This window comes from Pantoea sp. GbtcB22, assembly GCF_019091025.1.
Lineage (GTDB): Bacteria > Pseudomonadota > Gammaproteobacteria > Enterobacterales > Enterobacteriaceae > Pantoea > Pantoea leporis.
In genome coordinates this window covers 522,774-538,608 of the sequence record NZ_JAGXKB010000003.1, presented here as the reverse complement: position 1 = coordinate 538,608, position 15,835 = coordinate 522,774, and the positions used below count along the sequence as shown (strand labels likewise).

Here is a 15,835-nt window from a genome sequence, read left to right as displayed (position 1 = left end):
CATGAAACAAGCCGCACGTTTATTGCTGGTGGATGATGATCCGGGCTTATTGAAACTGCTCGGCATGCGTCTGAGCAGCGAAGGCTATCAGGTGGCGACGGCCGCCAGCGGGCCGGAAGCCCTGCGCCATCTGCAGAAAGAGAAGGTCGATTTGGTGATCAGCGACCTGCGCATGGACGAAATGGATGGTCTGGCGCTGTTCGGCGAAGTGCAAAAACGTCATGCGGGCTTGCCGGTGATCATTCTCACCGCGCACGGTTCGATCCCGGAAGCGGTATCCGCCACGCAACAAGGCGTGTTCAGCTTTCTGACCAAACCGGTCGATCGTGACGCTTTGTATAAAGCGATAGATGAAGCGCTGGCCCAGCGCGCACCGATCAGCGATGACGGCTGGCGCGAAGCGATTGTGACGCGCAATCCGCAAATGCTGCGGTTGCTGGAGCAGTCGCACATGGTGGCGCAATCTGACGTCAGCGTATTGATTAACGGTCAAAGCGGCACCGGTAAAGAGGTGCTGGCGCAGGCGATACACGCCGCCAGCCCGCGCGCCACCAAGCCGTTCATCGCCATCAACTGCGGTGCGCTGCCGGAACAACTTTTAGAATCTGAACTGTTTGGTCATGCTAAAGGCGCCTTTACCGGCGCGGTCAGCGCGCGTGAAGGTCTGTTCCAGGCAGCTGAAGGCGGCACGCTGTTTCTTGATGAGATTGGCGACATGCCACAGGCGCTGCAGGTGAAACTGCTGCGTGTGCTGCAGGAGCGCAAAGTGCGGCCGTTAGGCAGCAACCGCGATCTGGATATCAACGTGCGGATTATTTCCGCGACGCATCGCGATTTGCCCAAAGCGATGGAGAAGAAGAGTTTCCGCGAAGATCTTTACTATCGTCTTAACGTGGTGAATCTGAAAATTCCCGCGCTGCACGAGCGCGCTGAAGATATCCCGCTGCTGGCGAATCATCTGCTGCGCCAATCCGCCGATCGCCATAAACCTTTCGTGCGTAGCTTTTCGGTTGATGCGATGAAGCGGCTGGTCAGCGCCGCCTGGCCGGGCAATGTACGTCAGCTGGTCAACGTGATTGAACAGTGCGTCGCCTTGAGTACCGCGCCGGTCATCGGTGATGCCCTGGTTGAACAGGCGCTGGCGGGGGAAAATACCGCGCTGCCGACTTTCGTCGAAGCACGAAATCAGTTTGAGCTGAACTATCTGCGTAAACTGCTGCAGATGACCAAAGGAAATGTCACTAACGCTGCGCGTCTGGCTGGACGTAACCGCACTGAATTCTATAAGCTGCTGTCGCGCCATGAATTGGACGCCAGCGAATTTAAAGAGTAGCTTGCTGCGGCAGCGTCAGGAACAATTATACTAACGGTATCCGTCCATCATGGAGGGAGTAAAAAAGGATCTGTCATGAAAAAGATCGATGCAATTATCAAACCATTCAAACTCGATGATGTACGTGAAGCCTTAGCGGAAGTGGGCATCACCGGGATGACCGTCAGTGAAGTGAAAGGCTTTGGTCGCCAGAAAGGTCACACTGAGCTGTATCGCGGCGCTGAGTACATGGTCGATTTTCTGCCAAAAGTGAAAATCGAAATGGTGGTAGGTGACGATATCGTCGATACCTGCGTAGAAACCATTATGAAAACCGCGCAGACCGGCAAAATCGGCGACGGCAAAATCTTCGTCTTTGACGTGGCGCGCGTAGTGCGTATCCGTACCGGTGAAGAGGACGAAGAGGCGATTTAAGCTCCTTCGCGCATTGCCTGTAAAAGCCTGCCTTGCGCAGGCTTTTTTGTTTTACAGCACCTTGTGCGGGCCAAATACTTCGTAGTGGATGCGATCGGCATTGATGCCGGCATCGACCAGTTGACGTGCGACAAACTGCATAAACGGCAGCGGACCACAGATCCAGAACTGGCGATCGGACTGGTTCAGCGCGGAGGACACGCTCGCCAGATCCATCAAGCCCTGCGCGTCGTAACGTCCGGCATCGGCACTTTCCGGCTGACGATACCAAACGTGGCTGGTGAAGTTTGGCAGGCGTGCGCCGAAGGATTTCACCTCTTCAGCAAACGCATGCTGCGAACCGGCTTCCGCGGCGTGCAGCCAGTTAACCGCCGCCGGATGTTGCTGCTGCGCCAGAGTAGCCAGCATCGCCAGCATTGGAGTTTGGCCGACGCCAGCAGAGATCAGCGTAATCGGCGTAGCGGCTTCAGCCTGCAGGAAGAAATCACCGGCTGGTGCCGCGCATTGCACGATATCGCCCACCTGCGCACGATCATGCAGCCAGCCCGACACGCTGCCCAGCGCTTCGCGTTTAACCGCGATGCGATAAAATTGCCCATTTGGCTGGTGCGTCAGCGAATACTGGCGATGCTGAATATTTTCACAGCCTGCCGGTTGTAGGCTGATGGCCAGATACTGCCCTGGCAGAAAGGTTGCCACCGGCTTACCGTCGTTTGGCACTAGTTCAAAACTCTTGATCACCGAACTCTCCTGATTGATAGCGCGAATACGAAAATCACGCGCACCGCGCCAGCCGCCGGTTTTCTCTTCGGAGGCCGAATAGATGGCTTCTTCACGCTGGATAAACACATCGGCCAGCACGCCGTACGCTTTGCCCCATGCGGTCAGCACTTCTTCACCCGGATGCAGCAGCTCATCAATCGTCGCCAGCAGGTTTTCACCCACAATCGCATACTGCTCGGGCTGAATGTTCAGGCTGGCATGCTTCTGCGCGATTTTCTCCACCGCCGGCAACAGCACGGCCAAATTTTCCAGGTTGCTGCCGTAAGCCACAATGGCGTTGAACAACGCTTCCCGCTGATTGCCGCTGCGCTGATTGTTCATGTTGAACACGTTTTTCAGTTCAGGATGTTGCGTCAGTAAACGTTGGTAGAAATGGCCGGTCAGCTGCGGTCCAACCTGGGCAATGGCGGGCAAGGTCGATTTGATGGTAGCGATGGTTTGCGCGTCGAGCATGGTGAAATCCTCAGAGTGAATTTAAACATGTATTTTAAATGCATCTTATGAGTAATCGAAGCGCCTGTAAATCCCTTGTTGTGATTAAGGATTAAGCAAGAAAGGTGCGGGCTGACGCGCAAAGCTGAAATTCTTTCGCCATGAAAGTGAGCAAATTTCGTGATTTTCTGGCTTGCAAAAAAGCGTAAAAAACCCGTTCCAGCGCCATGCCAATCGTTTGCGCAAAAAGAGGGGATTGACGCTACCGTCACCTGTCAAAACCGTTTACACTGTTCGCCTTCGCCCCCTAGCCGGGGCCTAAACTGCCGTTAAAAAGTTAGCTGAGTCAGGAGAGTCCGGATGTTAAAGCGTGATATGAACATTGCCGATTATGATGCCGCGTTGTGGCAGGCTATGGAGCAAGAGAAAGTGCGTCAGGAAGAGCACATTGAACTGATTGCTTCTGAAAACTACACCAGCCCACGCGTAATGCAGGCCCAAGGTTCACAGCTCACCAACAAATATGCCGAAGGCTATCCGGGCAAACGCTATTACGGCGGATGTGAATACGTCGATATCGTTGAGCAACTGGCGATCGATCGCGCTAAAGAGCTGTTCGGCGCAGATTTCGCTAACGTACAGCCGCACTCCGGTTCTCAGGCCAACTTCGCGGTTTACACCGCGCTGCTGCAGCCGGGCGATACCATTCTGGGTATGAACCTGGCGCACGGTGGTCACCTGACGCACGGTTCCCCGGTAAACCTGTCGGGTAAGCTGTACAACGTTATCCCTTACGGCATCGATGAAACCGGCAAAATCAACTACGAAGAACTGGCTGAGCTGGCACAAACCCACAAGCCAAAAATGATCGTCGGCGGCTTCTCTGCTTACTCTGGCGTGTGCGATTGGGCCAAAATGCGTGAAATCGCAGACAGCGTTGGCGCCTACCTGTTCGTCGATATGGCACACGTTGCGGGCCTGATCGCCGCAGACGTCTATCCGAACCCAGTTCCTCATGCCCACATCGTGACTTCAACCACCCATAAAACCCTGGCGGGTCCGCGCGGCGGCCTGATCCTGGCGAAAAACGGTGACGAAGAGCTGTATAAAAAACTGAACTCCGCGGTGTTCCCGGGTGGTCAGGGCGGTCCTCTGATGCACGTGATCGCCGGTAAAGCGGTGGCGTTCAAAGAAGCGATGGAGCCAGAGTTCAAGACTTATCAGCAGCAGGTGGCTAAGAACGCGAAAGCGATGGTGGAAGTTCTGCTGGAGCGCGGTTACAACATCGTTTCCGGTGGTACACACAACCACTTGTTCCTGATCGATCTGGTCAGCAAAAACCTGACCGGTAAAGAAGCCGATGCCGCTCTGGGCCGCGCCAACATTACCGTGAACAAAAACAGCGTACCTAACGATCCGAAGAGCCCGTTCGTGACCTCTGGCGTGCGTATCGGTACCCCAGCGGTGACGCGTCGTGGCTTCAAAGAAGCTGATGTTCGCGAGCTGGCTGGCTGGATCGCTGACGTGCTGGATAACATCAACGACGAAGCGACCATCGAACGTACCAAACAGAAAGTGCTGGAAATCTGCAGCCGTCTGCCGGTGTACGCGTAAGCGTTACGCTTCTCGATGCAGTGCAAAAAAGGATGGTGCAAGCCATCCTTTTTTATTGCCGTCGCAGCAGTGCTCTGACAAAGTAGCGCCCACTCGTGCTGCTCAGCAGCATTTTTGCTGGAGGGAATATGGCAATCGGCTCCGCCAAATGGCTCGGTTTGGGCTACTTCACTTACTTCTTCTGTTACGGCATTTACCTTCCTTTCTGGAGCGTGTGGCTCAAAGGCACCGGACTTGATGCAGAAAAAATCGGTCTGCTGCTGGGGTGCGGCATGGTGGCGCGCTTTGTCGGCAGTTTGCTGATTGCCTCGCAGGTAAAAAATCCCTCACAGCTGGTCACTGCGCTGCGCCTGCTGGCGCTGATGACGTGCCTGTTCGCTATCGGTTATTGGCTGGGACAACAGTGGATGTGGCTGCTGTTCGTGATGATCGGCTTCAACCTGTTTTTCTCACCGCTGGTGCCGCTGAGTGATGCGCTGGCCGCCACCTGGACGCAGCAAATTGGTCTGACATATGGCCCGGTTCGTTTGTGGGGCTCGCTGGCGTTTGTCATCAGCTCTGCCTTAACCGGCATGCTTGTCACGGCGTTCTCATCGCAGGCGATTCTGGTGCTGCTGTCACTGGGCGCGATCGGCATGTTAGGTGGGATGATGTTAACGCCAGCGACGAAGCCGCAGGGCAGTGAACGTCAGACGTCAACCGATGGTGGCTGGCAGGCATGGCGTGATTTGCTGCGCGAAAATGCGGTGTGGCGTTTCATGTTATGCGTGACATTGTTGCAGGGCGCGCATGCGGCTTACTACAGCTTCAGCGCGATCTGGTGGCAGGAGAGCGGTTATTCCGCGTCGATTATTGGCTACTTGTGGTCGCTGGGCGTGGTGGCTGAAATCATCATTTTTGCTCTCAGCAGCCGACTGTTCCGCCGCTGGAGTGCGCGCGATCTGCTGCTGTTATCAGGCGTGTGCGCCATTATCCGCTGGACAATGCTGGGATCCAGCACCGCGTTGCCGTTGCTGATCGTGGCGCAAATTCTGCACTGCGGCAGCTTTACCGTCTGCCATTTAGCTGCGATGCGGTTTATTGCCGCGCGCAAAGGCGCGGAAGTGATTCGTCTGCAATCGCTCTATTCGGCGCTGGCCATGGGCGGCGGTATTGCGGTGATGACTATGATTTGCGGCGTGTTGTTTACGCATCTGCAAGGACATCTGTTCTGGGTGATGGCGTTAGTGGCGCTGCCGGCGCTGTTCCTGCGTCCGCGCGCCGCTTAACTCTCCAGCAACTGGAGAATACGCTGCTGCTGATGACGACTCAGCGGCAGCTCCGCCTGGATTAGCGGCGGTGAAAACAGCGGCAATGAAATGGCATACGGCGTGATCACCAGCGCGATATCGCGCGGCGCGCCTTCACGCTGAAAATGCACGACGTCCTGATAGCTGATGTTGATCGGTAGCAGCGTCATTTCCCGCAGCTGCTGCTCCAGCAACTGCTCCAGCGCCGCATCCGCGCCCGTCAGCAATAGCACCTGCTTTTCCTGCAATGCACTCTCCTGCATCAGCCAGGCACCAAATAACACCGCCACCAGACTTATCTCTTCAGCACTAAAGCGCGTGGCAAAGTTACGGCTGAAATGCTCAAGTGCGCGTTCCGTGGTACGCAGCAGACGCGGGTAGAGCCGTGCGACATCCAGCGCCACGCTGTTATCGATGCCGATGGCAAAATGACTGCGATCCAGCGCCTGCGCCAGATGCGTAAAGAGTTGCTGAGTGAGTTCGGCGCGATTTCTGAAGGTGGTTTGTGCCAACTGCTCAAAGCGCGCAATCAGCGCTTCCACGGACTGCATCAGTTTTACCGCCTGCGGATGCTCCAGCTGCGTAGCGGTTGGCGCGTGAATAAGGCTAAATAGCAGCGTCCAGAAGTCGGTCTCGCTTACATCCGGCGCTAAGTGGCAGCGCTTCTGCCAGTGATGGATGACGTCGTCGGCGGCAGCTCGTTCGACTTTTTCCGCCAGCCACGCGCGCTGTCCGTCATTGAACAAGGCGTTTTGGCGCTGGCACAGCGCATACTTCATGAAGATTTGCAGAAACAGGCGGTCGCGCGGGCTGAAGTCGCGCGCCAGACGCAGGCTGCAGTGCTGAATCAGCGCCTGCAGGTTAGTTTCATCCCACAACGCTTTCTCGATTTTCAGGACTTTCAGGCGCTGACGCAGCACCGGGGCAAAATGCTCGCAGACAAAATCCTGCGACAAACGCAGCGCGCGTCGCAGCCAATGGATCAGGCACAGCCGCCTGTCCAGTTCCGTCCCGTGTATGCGAAAGCTGCCATCGACCATCTGGTGTAGCTCCAGTTGATGGTAACGCTGTATCTCCTCTCCCACATCCGCGATATCCTGTCGGGCGACAACAGGCGCCACGCCATTTAACTGGCAGAGCTTTTCAAGCGTCAACGCGGGAGCGGGCAGAAATAGCAGCAGTAACAGATGACAACGACGCTGGGAACGGCTGAAGAGTGGTGCAGAGGAGGGTGCAGAACTCATCAATGGTTTATCCGCAGGTCACTTTTGAGCTAAGAATAGCTAACTCCACGCGGTAACCTTGCACTTTGTCGTGACTTTTGTTCAGAGCTTTAGGGCGGGTCACAATTTTTCTGGGCCACTCTACACTTCACTTTAAAATTGTTACTTTATAACACATGAAAATTGCACTCATTACGTTTACGCTGTTGTTCAGCACCGCAGCCTGGTCACATCCGCATAGCTTTATTGACATGAAAACCGAGTTCATCAGTGACAACCAACATCTTAGCGGCATGAAAATGGTGTGGACCATGGATGAGATAACCTCCGCCGATCTGTTATACGACGCAGGTAAAGCCAAGCCCGGTGATGTGGTGTGGAAAAAGCTGGCGGCGCAGGTGATGGCAAATGTGCTCGGTCAGCACTATTTCACCGAAGTGTGGCAGGACAGAAATCGGGTCAAGTTTCTCAATCTGCCGAAAGAGTACAACTTATCGCGCAACGGCAACAAAGCGGTGCTGGAGTTTATCGTGCCGTTTGGCGAGCCGCAGTTATTGAGCGCGAAGCAGTATCGCATTCAGACTTTTGATCCCAGCTACTTTGTTGATATGTATTACGATAATCCACAGGCATTAACCATGGACGACACCGTTAAATCGCATTGCCAGATCGATCTGCATACGCCGAAACCGGATGACTCGCTGAAGCAATATGCGCTGTCGCTGGATAAAGCCGATGCGCCGCCAGAGGATATGGATCTTGGCCAGCAATTCGCCCAAACGGTGACACTGACATGTCACTGATTTCGCTTCCCTCCCGTTCACGTCGTTTATGGCCGCTGTGGCTGATGGCGGCGTTATTGCTGCTGGCGGGCGTGCTGCTGTGGCAGCACTGGTCGCAGATTTTGCTGCAAAGCGTGCTGTGGCAAAAAATCCTCAATCGCGAAATGACGCAGCTTTTGCAGCAGGTGGCTGAACAACCGCAGCAGGCGGGCGTGACGCTGATGCTGTTCAGCCTCGCTTACGGCGTGCTGCATGCGCTGGGGCCGGGACACGGCAAAGTGGTGATCACTACCTTTCTTGCCACCCATCCGGCAAAGTTGAAAACCAGCATGAAGCTAACGTTGCTGGCTGCTTTGCTGCAGGGCGGCGTGGCGATTGGTTTGGTAACGCTGATGCTGGTGGTACTGCAAACCTCGTCGCGTCAGATGCATCTCGGCAGTTACTGGCTAGAGAAGGGCAGTTATCTGTTAGTCGTCGCGCTGGGTATTTGGGTCGGTTGGCGTGCATTGCGATCGCTGCGTCAGCAATGGCGTCCTCAGCCAAAGTTGCAGATCCACGCTATTCGCCCAGCGCATCAGCACGATGAACACTGCGGCTGCGGACATGCGCATCTGCCCAGCGCTGCGCAGATGGATCAGGCAGTTAGCGCTAAAACGCAGGCGCTGGTGGTGTTTTCCATGGGGCTGCGGCCCTGTTCCGGCGCCATCATGATGCTGCTGTTTGCCAAAGTGATTGGTGTGTATGCGTGGGGCGTCGCCTCTGCCGTGGCGATGGCGTTGGGCACTGCTGTGACGGTTTCGGCGCTCGGCTTGTTAGTGCAGCGCTCCCGTCTGCTGGCTCAGCGCTTAGGGCAGGCCGGCGGTACTCATCCTGCGACCAGGCTGCTGGTGCCGCTGCTCGCCATGTTAGGTAGCGTGCTGTTAATCGTTGCGGGCGTTGCATTATGGCAAAGTGCCTCGCCGGGCATCGGCGGTGGAATTCGTCCTTTCTGACATTAAGGATATTTGGGTAGTGTAAATATTCCACTGTTGCAAGTATTCTCCCCCTCAACAGTTAATTAAATATCTCCGCTTAGCGCGCTGGTGAAAATAGATTTCTCTGTCTAAGCTCAATTACACCAGTCAATATCCTGGTGGATTAGCAATTATAAAATTTCAGCGAAATATTCTGCGAGGAGAAAACGATGCCTGAAACTCGGATTAATAATGGCAGCGTAGATACGGTGCACGACGTGCATGGCGGCCTACCATTAAAACGTATTTCATGGAGCGCAGTATTTGCCGGCGTTATCGCTGCGCTAATCATTCATATTTTATTGGGGATATTGGGTACAGCGATTGGTGCAACAACCATCGATCCACAACAGGAACAAAATCCGCTGCAGCATCTGGGAACCGGCGCGTTAATCTGGACCGGCGTGAGTATGCTGATTGCCATGGGCGTAGGTAGCTACGTTGCGGGGCGTCTGGCGCAGCGCGAAGGGGCGATGCATGGTTTGTTGATGTTTGGTGTTAGCACCATTTTGACATTATGGCTCGCGATTACCCTGGCGACTGGCGTTATTGGCGGTGCGTTTAATATTTTAGGCGCCGGCGTAAATGCCGTGGGTAATGGAATTTCCGCAGCGGCGCCATCACTAACCAATATGGCAAAAGAGAAGCTGCAGGAAAGTAATATCAATTTAGATGATTTAAAAAACGAATTACAAACTACGCTGCGTCAAACCGGCAAGACAGAATTACAACCTGAGAATCTGCAAAAGGATGTAAATAACGAAGCCAATAACGCGCAAAATCAAGCAGAGCAAACGGCACAAAATCCACAGAATGCTGATAATGATCTGGCTAATTGGTTGAAAGGCGTTATGAATCGTCACTCAGATACATTGCAAGCTGCCGATCGTGATGCGCTGAAAAATATTATCAAAGCGCGCACCGGTAAAAGCGATCAAGAGGTTGAGCAGATTGTAACTCAAACCGAGGAGAGCTATAAAAAAGCCGTGCAACAGTATCAGGAGTTGAAACAGCAGGCGGAGCAAAAAGCCCGTGAAGTGGCTGAGCAAGCGGCGGCGGCAACGGCGAAAGCGAGCTGGTTCACCTTCTTTATGCTGGTGATTGAAGCAGTACTGGCAGCATTGCTGGGGCGCGTGGGTCGCAGGACGCAGCCGCGTCAGGTATTAAGCCACGAACGTCGGTAACAAAAAAAAGGCGGCTGATTCAGCCGCCTTCTCGCATTTAGCGCTTCAGCGCTTCACTTAACTCTTCACGCATCGATGCCAGCATTGCTTTCACTACGCGTGGGTTACCCGCAACGATGTTACCTGACATCACGTAACCGTGGTTGCCGGTAAAGTCAGTCACCAGGCCGCCCGCTTCACGCACCAGCAGTTCGCCCGCCGCAAAATCCCACGGCTTCAGGCCAATCTCAAAGAAACCATCAACGCGACCTGCAGCGATGTAAGCCAGATCCAGCGCCGCCGAACCGGTGCGACGGAAATCAGCGCACTGGGTGAACAGTTTGCCAACGATGTTGATGTAAGGGGTTGCGTGCTGCTTCAACTTGAACGGGAAGCCGGTCGCCAGGATGGTGCCATCCAGATCGCGCGCCGTGCTGCCGCGCAGGCGATAGCCATTCAGCTGAGCGCCCTGACCGCGTACGGCGGTAAAGAGTTCGTTGCGCATTGGATCGTAAACCACAGCCACTTCGGTGCGGCCTTTGATGCGCACAGCGATAGAAACTGAGAAGTGTGGTAAACGTTTGATGAAGTTGGTGGTGCCATCCAGCGGATCGATTACCCATTGAATGTCTTGATCTTCGCCCGCCAGCTCACCGCTTTCTTCGGTGATGATGGTGTGTTTCGGGTACGATTTACGAATTACTTCGATAATCAGACGTTCTGCGTCACGGTCAACATTGGTAACGAAGTCGTTGCTGCCTTTCTGGCTGGCTTCGACAGCGTCCGGGGTTTCATAATTCTTGGCAATTAAATTTCCGGCCTTGCGCGCGGCGCGCACGGCTATGTTGAGCATCGGATGCATCGGTATCTCTCGCTGGATGTTAAAGAACGGGGAAAACGGCGCGGAGTATATCAGCGTGTTCAGCAAATGTCCTCTTTTTATGTTAGGATGCGCGCCATCATTTCCCTGACCGCTTCTAATTATGCTGCAGAATATCCGAATCGTACTGGTAGAAACGTCGCACACCGGCAACATGGGCTCCGTCGCACGCGCGATGAAAACCATGGGCTTAACCAACCTTTATCTGGTCAATCCGCTGGTGAAACCAGATTCACAGGCCATTTCCCTCGCCGCCGGTGCCAGCGATGTCATTGGTAATGCGCGCATTGTCGATACCATGGATGAAGCCATTGCCGGTTGTAGTTTGGTGGTTGGCACCAGCGCACGTTCACGTTCACTGCCGTGGCCCATGTTGGATTCACGCGAGTGCGGCATTAAAAGCGTGGAAGAGGGCCAGCAGGCGCCGGTGGCGTTGGTGTTTGGCCGCGAGCGCGTGGGCCTGACTAACGAAGAGTTGCAGAAATGTCACTATCACGTCGCGATTCAGGCGAACCCGGAATACAGCTCACTGAATCTGGCGATGGCGGTGCAGATCATCGCTTACGAAGTGCGCATGGCCTGGCTGGACGCGCAGGAAAAAGCCGCGCCGACGGAAGAGCCTGTCGAATCACCGTATCCGCTGGTTGACGATTTGGAGCGCTTCTATCAGCACATCGAACAGATGATGCTGAACAGCGGCTTTATCCGTGAAGGCACGCCAAGCCAGGTGATGAGCAAGCTGCGTCGTTTATATACACGTGCGCGCCCCGAACGCGACGAACTGAACATCCTGCGCGGCATGATGGCATCGTTCGAAAAGCGCAAAGGTAATGTGGATAATAGTTGAGTAAAACAGTTGGTTAAATAGTTGAGCAATTTACTTGGTTAAATAGTTGACCGTTTTACTCAGGAATGTCAGACTGGCGTCAATTCTTCAGATAACCCGCCGATAACCGGACGGACGCTTACGAGGTTGTATGCTATGAGACTGACATCCAAAGGACGTTATGCCGTAACCGCTATGCTGGACGTTGCACTGCACTCCAATGAGGGCCCGGTGCCGCTAGCTGACATTTCTGAGCGTCAGGGCATCTCATTGTCCTATCTGGAGCAGTTATTCTCACGTCTGCGTAAGCACGGCTTAGTGGCCAGCGTTCGTGGTCCAGGTGGCGGTTATCTGTTAGGCAAAGATTCAAGCGCGATTGCTGTGGGCGCGGTTATTACCGCCGTTGACGAATCTGTCGATGCCACTAAATGCCAGGGCAAAGAGGGCTGCCAGGGCGGCGAGCGTTGCCTGACCCACGTTTTGTGGCGTGATCTGAGTGAGCGCATCAGCGACTTCCTCAACAACATCACGTTGGCGGAACTGGTGAATAATCAGGAAATCCTCGAAGTGGCCGATCGTCAGAATACCGTCGACAATCGTCGTTTCCAGCAGCATCGTGTGCAAGAAACCATCAACGTTAATCTGCGCGCTTAATCAGTTCTCCTTCGGCCTTTCCTGTTCATACGGGCGAGGCCGAATGTGCTATAAAGACGTATGATTTTTTATACGGAGTTTTAGCGCAATGAAATTACCGATTTACCTGGATTACGCAGCCACTACGCCTGCGGATCCGCGTGTTGCCACCAAAATGATGCAGTTCCTCACAATGGATGGCACTTTCGGTAACCCCGCGTCCCGTTCCCACCGTTTTGGCTGGCAGGCTGAAGAAGCTGTTGATGTGGCTCGCAATCAAATTGCTGAGCTGGTCAATGCCGACCCCCGTGAAATCGTTTTTACCTCCGGCGCGACCGAAGCGGACAACCTTGCGATCAAAGGTGCCGCGCAATTCCATCAGGCGCGCGGCAAACACATTATTACCAGCCAAACCGAACACAAAGCGGTGCTAGACAGTTGCCAGCAACTGGCGCACGAAGGCTTTGATGTCACCTTCTTAAAGCCGGGCAGCGACGGTATCGTTACGCCGCAGATGCTCGAATCTGCACTGCGTGACGACACGGTGCTGGTATCGCTGATGCACGTCAATAATGAAACCGGTGTGATTCAGGACATCGCCGCACTCGGCGCGCTGTGCCGTGCGCGTGACATCCTGTTTCACGTTGATGCCACGCAAAGCGTCGGCAAATTGCCGATTGACGTCACTGAACTGCCGGTGGATTTGATGTCGTTCTCAGCGCACAAGCTGTATGGACCGAAAGGCATCGGCGCGCTGTGGGTGCGTCGTAAACCGCGTCTGCAAATTGATGCACAGATGCACGGTGGCGGTCACGAGCGCGGCATGCGTTCGGGCACGTTGCCGGTGCATCAGATTGTCGGCATGGGCGAAGCCTACCGTATTGCGCGTGAAGAGATGGGCAGCGAAATGGCGCGTCTGGCCGAGCTGCGCCAGCGTCTGTGGCGCGGTATTAGTCAATTGGGTAACGTGAACCTCAACGGTTCGCTGGAGCAGGGCGCTCCGAACATCCTCAATATTAGTTTTGCCCACGTCGATGGCGAATCGCTGATTATGGCGCTGAAAGATTTGGCGCTGTCATCCGGTTCCGCCTGTACCTCGGCCAGTCTCGAACCTTCCTATGTGCTGCGCGCGATGGGCGTTGAGCAGGAGCTGGCACACAGCTCGCTGCGTTTTTCGCTCGGACGCTTCACCAGCGCAGAGGAAATTGAGTACGCTATCGAGCTGGTCAACAAAGCGGTAACACGTCTGCGGGCACTTTCGCCTGCGGCAAACGCCCGCTAATTCATGCACCCCTTGCGCCGGTTCTGGCGCAAGGTGACACCTAACGCAAACGGAGCCACGCGATGACAACACAACCGATGATAATTACGCTCAGCTCCCAGGCCGCCGATGCGCGCTGGGGTGACAAAGCGCTGCTGAGCAGCAACGAAAGTGGCATGACCGTTCACCTGACTGGCGCAGACGCGCTGATGAGCATCCAGCGCGCGGGGCGCAAGCTGGACGGCCAGGGCATTCGTCACGTCTCGCTGCAGGGCGAAGGCTGGGATGTGGAAAAGTGCTGGGCGTTCTGGCAAGGCTACCGCAGCCCGAAAGGCAAACGTCAGGTCGAGTGGCCGGAATTCAATGAAGACGATCAGGCTGAATTTGCACGTCGTCTGAAGATTGTTGACTGGGTGCGCGACACCATCAACCTGCCGGCGGAAGATCTTAGCCCGGAACAGCTGGCGCACAACGCGGTTGATCTGATCAACGAAGTGGGCGGCAAAGCAGTCAGCTATCGCATCACCAAAGGTGACGATTTGCGTGTTCAGGGTTACGCCGGTATCCACACCGTGGGCCGCGGCTCCACGCGCGCACCGGTGTTGCTGGCGCTGGATTTCAATCCAACTGGCGATGAAGATGCGCCGGTTTACGCCTGTCTGGTCGGTAAAGGCATCACCTTTGATACCGGCGGTTACAGCCTGAAGCAGAGCGCTTTCATGGACTCAATGAAGTCCGACATGGGCGGCGCGGCAACGCTGACTGGCGCGCTGGCGCTGGCGATTTCGCGCGGTCTGAATAAGCGCGTGAAACTGTATCTATGCTGCGCAGACAACATGGTCAGCGGCAACGCCTTCCGTCTGGGCGACATCATTCGCTATCGCAACGGTAAAACCGTGGAAGTGATGAACACCGATGCGGAAGGTCGTCTGGTATTGGCCGATGGCCTGATCGATGCCAGCGAGCAAAATCCTGAACTGCTGATCGATGCGGCAACGCTGACCGGCGCGGCGAAAACCGCGCTGGGTAACGATTATCACGCGCTGTTTACCTTTGACGATGTGCTGGCGGAATCGCTGCTTGGCAGCGCAACCGGCGAAAACGAAGCTTTCTGGCGTCTGCCGCTGGCCGAGTTCCATCGCAGCCATCTGCCTTCAAACTTTGCCGATCTGAATAACATCGCCAGCCCGTCACATGCGGCGGGTGCCAGCAGTGCGGCGGCGTTCCTATCGCATTTCGTCAGCAAATATCAGCAAGGCTGGCTGCACATTGACTGCTCCGCGACGTACCGCAAAAGCGCGGTGGATCAGTGGTCCGCGGGTGCGACCGGTTTGGGTGTGCGCACCGTCGCCAATCTGTTACTGAAATAATCCTCATCACGGCAGGCGCAAGCTTGCCGTCTTTTTTGGAATACGATAAATGAGTAACCGTCTTGAAGAGGTGCTGAAGCTGGCGGCTACTGAGCCTGCGCACCGTCCGGAATTTTTCCAGCTGCTGCTGGAAGCCGATGTATGGGTGCCAGGCGAAAGTCCCGCCGAACAGTTTGATGCGACTTCGCCGGTCGAATTACAGCATTGGGAAAAAGAGGGTGGCGGCAGCGTGATCCCGTTCTTCACCTCGGAAGAGGCGATGGGCGAGGCCATCAAAGATGAACAGCCTTACCTGCGCATGCCGGTGCGCACGCTGTTTGAGATCACGCAAGGCGAAACGCTGTTCCTCAATCCGAAACTGCCTGCGGGTAAAGAGTTTTCGCCGGGTGAAATCGCCCATTTGATTGGCGAAGAGGGCAGTGCGCTGAGCCAGCAAACCGTGCTGGAAGGTGGTCATGCGTTGCTGTTGTCCGAAGTGGCCGAGCCGCCAGCGCAGATGATTGATTCGTTAACGCAACTGTTTGCCAAGTACAAACAGGTACGCCGTGCTTACATCGCCAGCATTCGTGAAAGCGCTAGCGAAGCACCGAACCTGCTGATTGGTATCGAAGCTGATAGCGATATCGATGAGATTATTCAGGCGGCGGGCGGTGTAGCGACGGATACGCTTGCGGATGATGCGCCCATTGATATCTGTGAAGTGGTTAATGAAGATCGTGGCGTGAGCCACTTCTTTACTGCCCACATCACGCCGTTCTATGAACGTCGCTGGGGCAGTTTCCTGCGCGATTTTAAGGGCAGTCAGCGGATTATATAATG

Annotated in this window: 15 protein-coding genes; 12 read left to right on the top strand and 3 right to left on the bottom strand. The window is 55.1% G+C overall.

Annotation, left to right across the window (positions count from 1 at the left end; translation table 11 throughout):
- Position 1: 1 nt before the first annotated feature.
- A complete protein-coding gene (gene glrR, locus KVT28_RS14040) occupies positions 2 to 1,333 on the top strand; it encodes a two-component system response regulator GlrR (protein WP_101763469.1) in 1,332 nt (443 codons plus the stop codon).
- 75 nt (positions 1,334 to 1,408) lie between these two features.
- Positions 1,409 to 1,747, top strand: coding sequence for a nitrogen regulatory protein P-II (gene glnB, locus KVT28_RS14035; RefSeq protein ID WP_007886217.1), 339 nt, complete (start codon positions 1,409 to 1,411; stop codon positions 1,745 to 1,747).
- Positions 1,748 to 1,798: 51 nt separating this feature from the next.
- On the opposite strand, the gene hmpA is transcribed toward glnB, so the two are convergent.
- Positions 1,799 to 2,983, bottom strand: a complete 1,185-nt coding sequence (hmpA, locus tag KVT28_RS14030; protein WP_217548985.1) for an NO-inducible flavohemoprotein — start codon at positions 2,981 to 2,983, stop codon at positions 1,799 to 1,801.
- Positions 2,984 to 3,322: 339 nt separating this feature from the next.
- On the opposite strand from hmpA, the gene glyA reads away from it, so the two are divergent.
- Together glyA and KVT28_RS14020 are read left to right on the top strand one after the other, a co-directional pair.
- On the top strand, positions 3,323 to 4,576 hold the full coding sequence (glyA, locus tag KVT28_RS14025; RefSeq protein ID WP_101763471.1) for a serine hydroxymethyltransferase: 1,254 nt from the start codon (positions 3,323 to 3,325) through the stop codon (positions 4,574 to 4,576).
- Positions 4,577 to 4,704: 128 nt separating this feature from the next.
- Positions 4,705 to 5,844 (top strand): 3-phenylpropionate MFS transporter, encoded by a 1,140-nt coding sequence (locus tag KVT28_RS14020; RefSeq protein WP_110868271.1) that lies wholly within the window; start codon positions 4,705 to 4,707, stop codon positions 5,842 to 5,844.
- Here the strand turns inward: KVT28_RS14020 and csiE are convergent.
- Positions 5,841 to 7,109 carry a stationary phase inducible protein CsiE gene (gene csiE / locus KVT28_RS14015; protein WP_110868270.1) on the bottom strand — a complete coding sequence of 423 codons (1,269 nt, stop codon included), beginning with the start codon at positions 7,107 to 7,109 and terminating at the stop codon, positions 5,841 to 5,843. The genes KVT28_RS14020 and csiE overlap by 4 nt on opposite strands.
- 155 nt (positions 7,110 to 7,264) lie before the next feature.
- Between csiE and KVT28_RS14010 the strand changes: the two genes are divergently transcribed.
- The 3 genes from KVT28_RS14010 to KVT28_RS14000 all read left to right on the top strand — a co-directional run bounded on the left by KVT28_RS14010 (position 7,265) and on the right by KVT28_RS14000 (position 10,067).
- Positions 7,265 to 7,891 carry a DUF1007 family protein gene (locus KVT28_RS14010; RefSeq protein WP_137386294.1) on the top strand — a complete coding sequence of 209 codons (627 nt, stop codon included), beginning with the start codon at positions 7,265 to 7,267 and terminating at the stop codon, positions 7,889 to 7,891.
- On the top strand, positions 7,882 to 8,862 hold the full coding sequence (locus tag KVT28_RS14005) for a nickel/cobalt transporter (protein WP_101763475.1): 981 nt from the start codon (positions 7,882 to 7,884) through the stop codon (positions 8,860 to 8,862). The genes KVT28_RS14010 and KVT28_RS14005 overlap by 10 nt, the downstream gene beginning before the upstream one ends.
- A 191-nt stretch (positions 8,863 to 9,053) precedes the next feature.
- Positions 9,054 to 10,067 (top strand): hypothetical protein, encoded by a 1,014-nt coding sequence (locus tag KVT28_RS14000; RefSeq protein WP_101763476.1) that lies wholly within the window; start codon positions 9,054 to 9,056, stop codon positions 10,065 to 10,067.
- Between the two features lie 37 nt (positions 10,068 to 10,104).
- Here the strand turns inward: KVT28_RS14000 and suhB are convergent, their stop codons facing one another.
- The gene (suhB, locus tag KVT28_RS13995) at positions 10,105 to 10,908 is read right to left on the bottom strand and encodes an inositol-1-monophosphatase (protein ID WP_217548983.1); all 804 of its coding nucleotides are present in this window, start codon (positions 10,906 to 10,908) and stop codon (positions 10,105 to 10,107) included.
- Positions 10,909 to 11,029: 121 nt separating this feature from the next.
- Here suhB and trmJ point away from each other — a divergent pair, with 121 nt between their 5' ends.
- The 5 genes from trmJ (at position 11,030) to sseB (ending at position 15,833) form a co-directional block, all read left to right on the top strand.
- A complete protein-coding gene (trmJ, locus tag KVT28_RS13990) occupies positions 11,030 to 11,773 on the top strand; it encodes a tRNA (cytosine(32)/uridine(32)-2'-O)-methyltransferase TrmJ (protein WP_110868266.1) in 744 nt (247 codons plus the stop codon).
- A gap of 135 nt (positions 11,774 to 11,908) precedes the next feature.
- Complete coding sequence (iscR, locus tag KVT28_RS13985) at positions 11,909 to 12,406, top strand: Fe-S cluster assembly transcriptional regulator IscR (protein WP_008108287.1); 498 nt, start codon at positions 11,909 to 11,911, stop codon at positions 12,404 to 12,406.
- 88 nt (positions 12,407 to 12,494) lie between these two features.
- Positions 12,495 to 13,667: an IscS subfamily cysteine desulfurase gene (locus tag KVT28_RS13980; protein ID WP_101763479.1), complete on the top strand. Its 1,173-nt coding sequence runs from the start codon at positions 12,495 to 12,497 to the stop codon at positions 13,665 to 13,667.
- A gap of 62 nt (positions 13,668 to 13,729) precedes the next feature.
- The gene (gene pepB / locus KVT28_RS13975) at positions 13,730 to 15,016 is read left to right on the top strand and encodes an aminopeptidase PepB (protein WP_101763480.1); all 1,287 of its coding nucleotides are present in this window, start codon (positions 13,730 to 13,732) and stop codon (positions 15,014 to 15,016) included.
- A gap of 49 nt (positions 15,017 to 15,065) precedes the next feature.
- Positions 15,066 to 15,833 carry an enhanced serine sensitivity protein SseB gene (gene sseB / locus KVT28_RS13970; RefSeq protein WP_101763481.1) on the top strand — a complete coding sequence of 256 codons (768 nt, stop codon included), beginning with the start codon at positions 15,066 to 15,068 and terminating at the stop codon, positions 15,831 to 15,833.
- Positions 15,834 to 15,835: the final 2 nt, after the last annotated feature.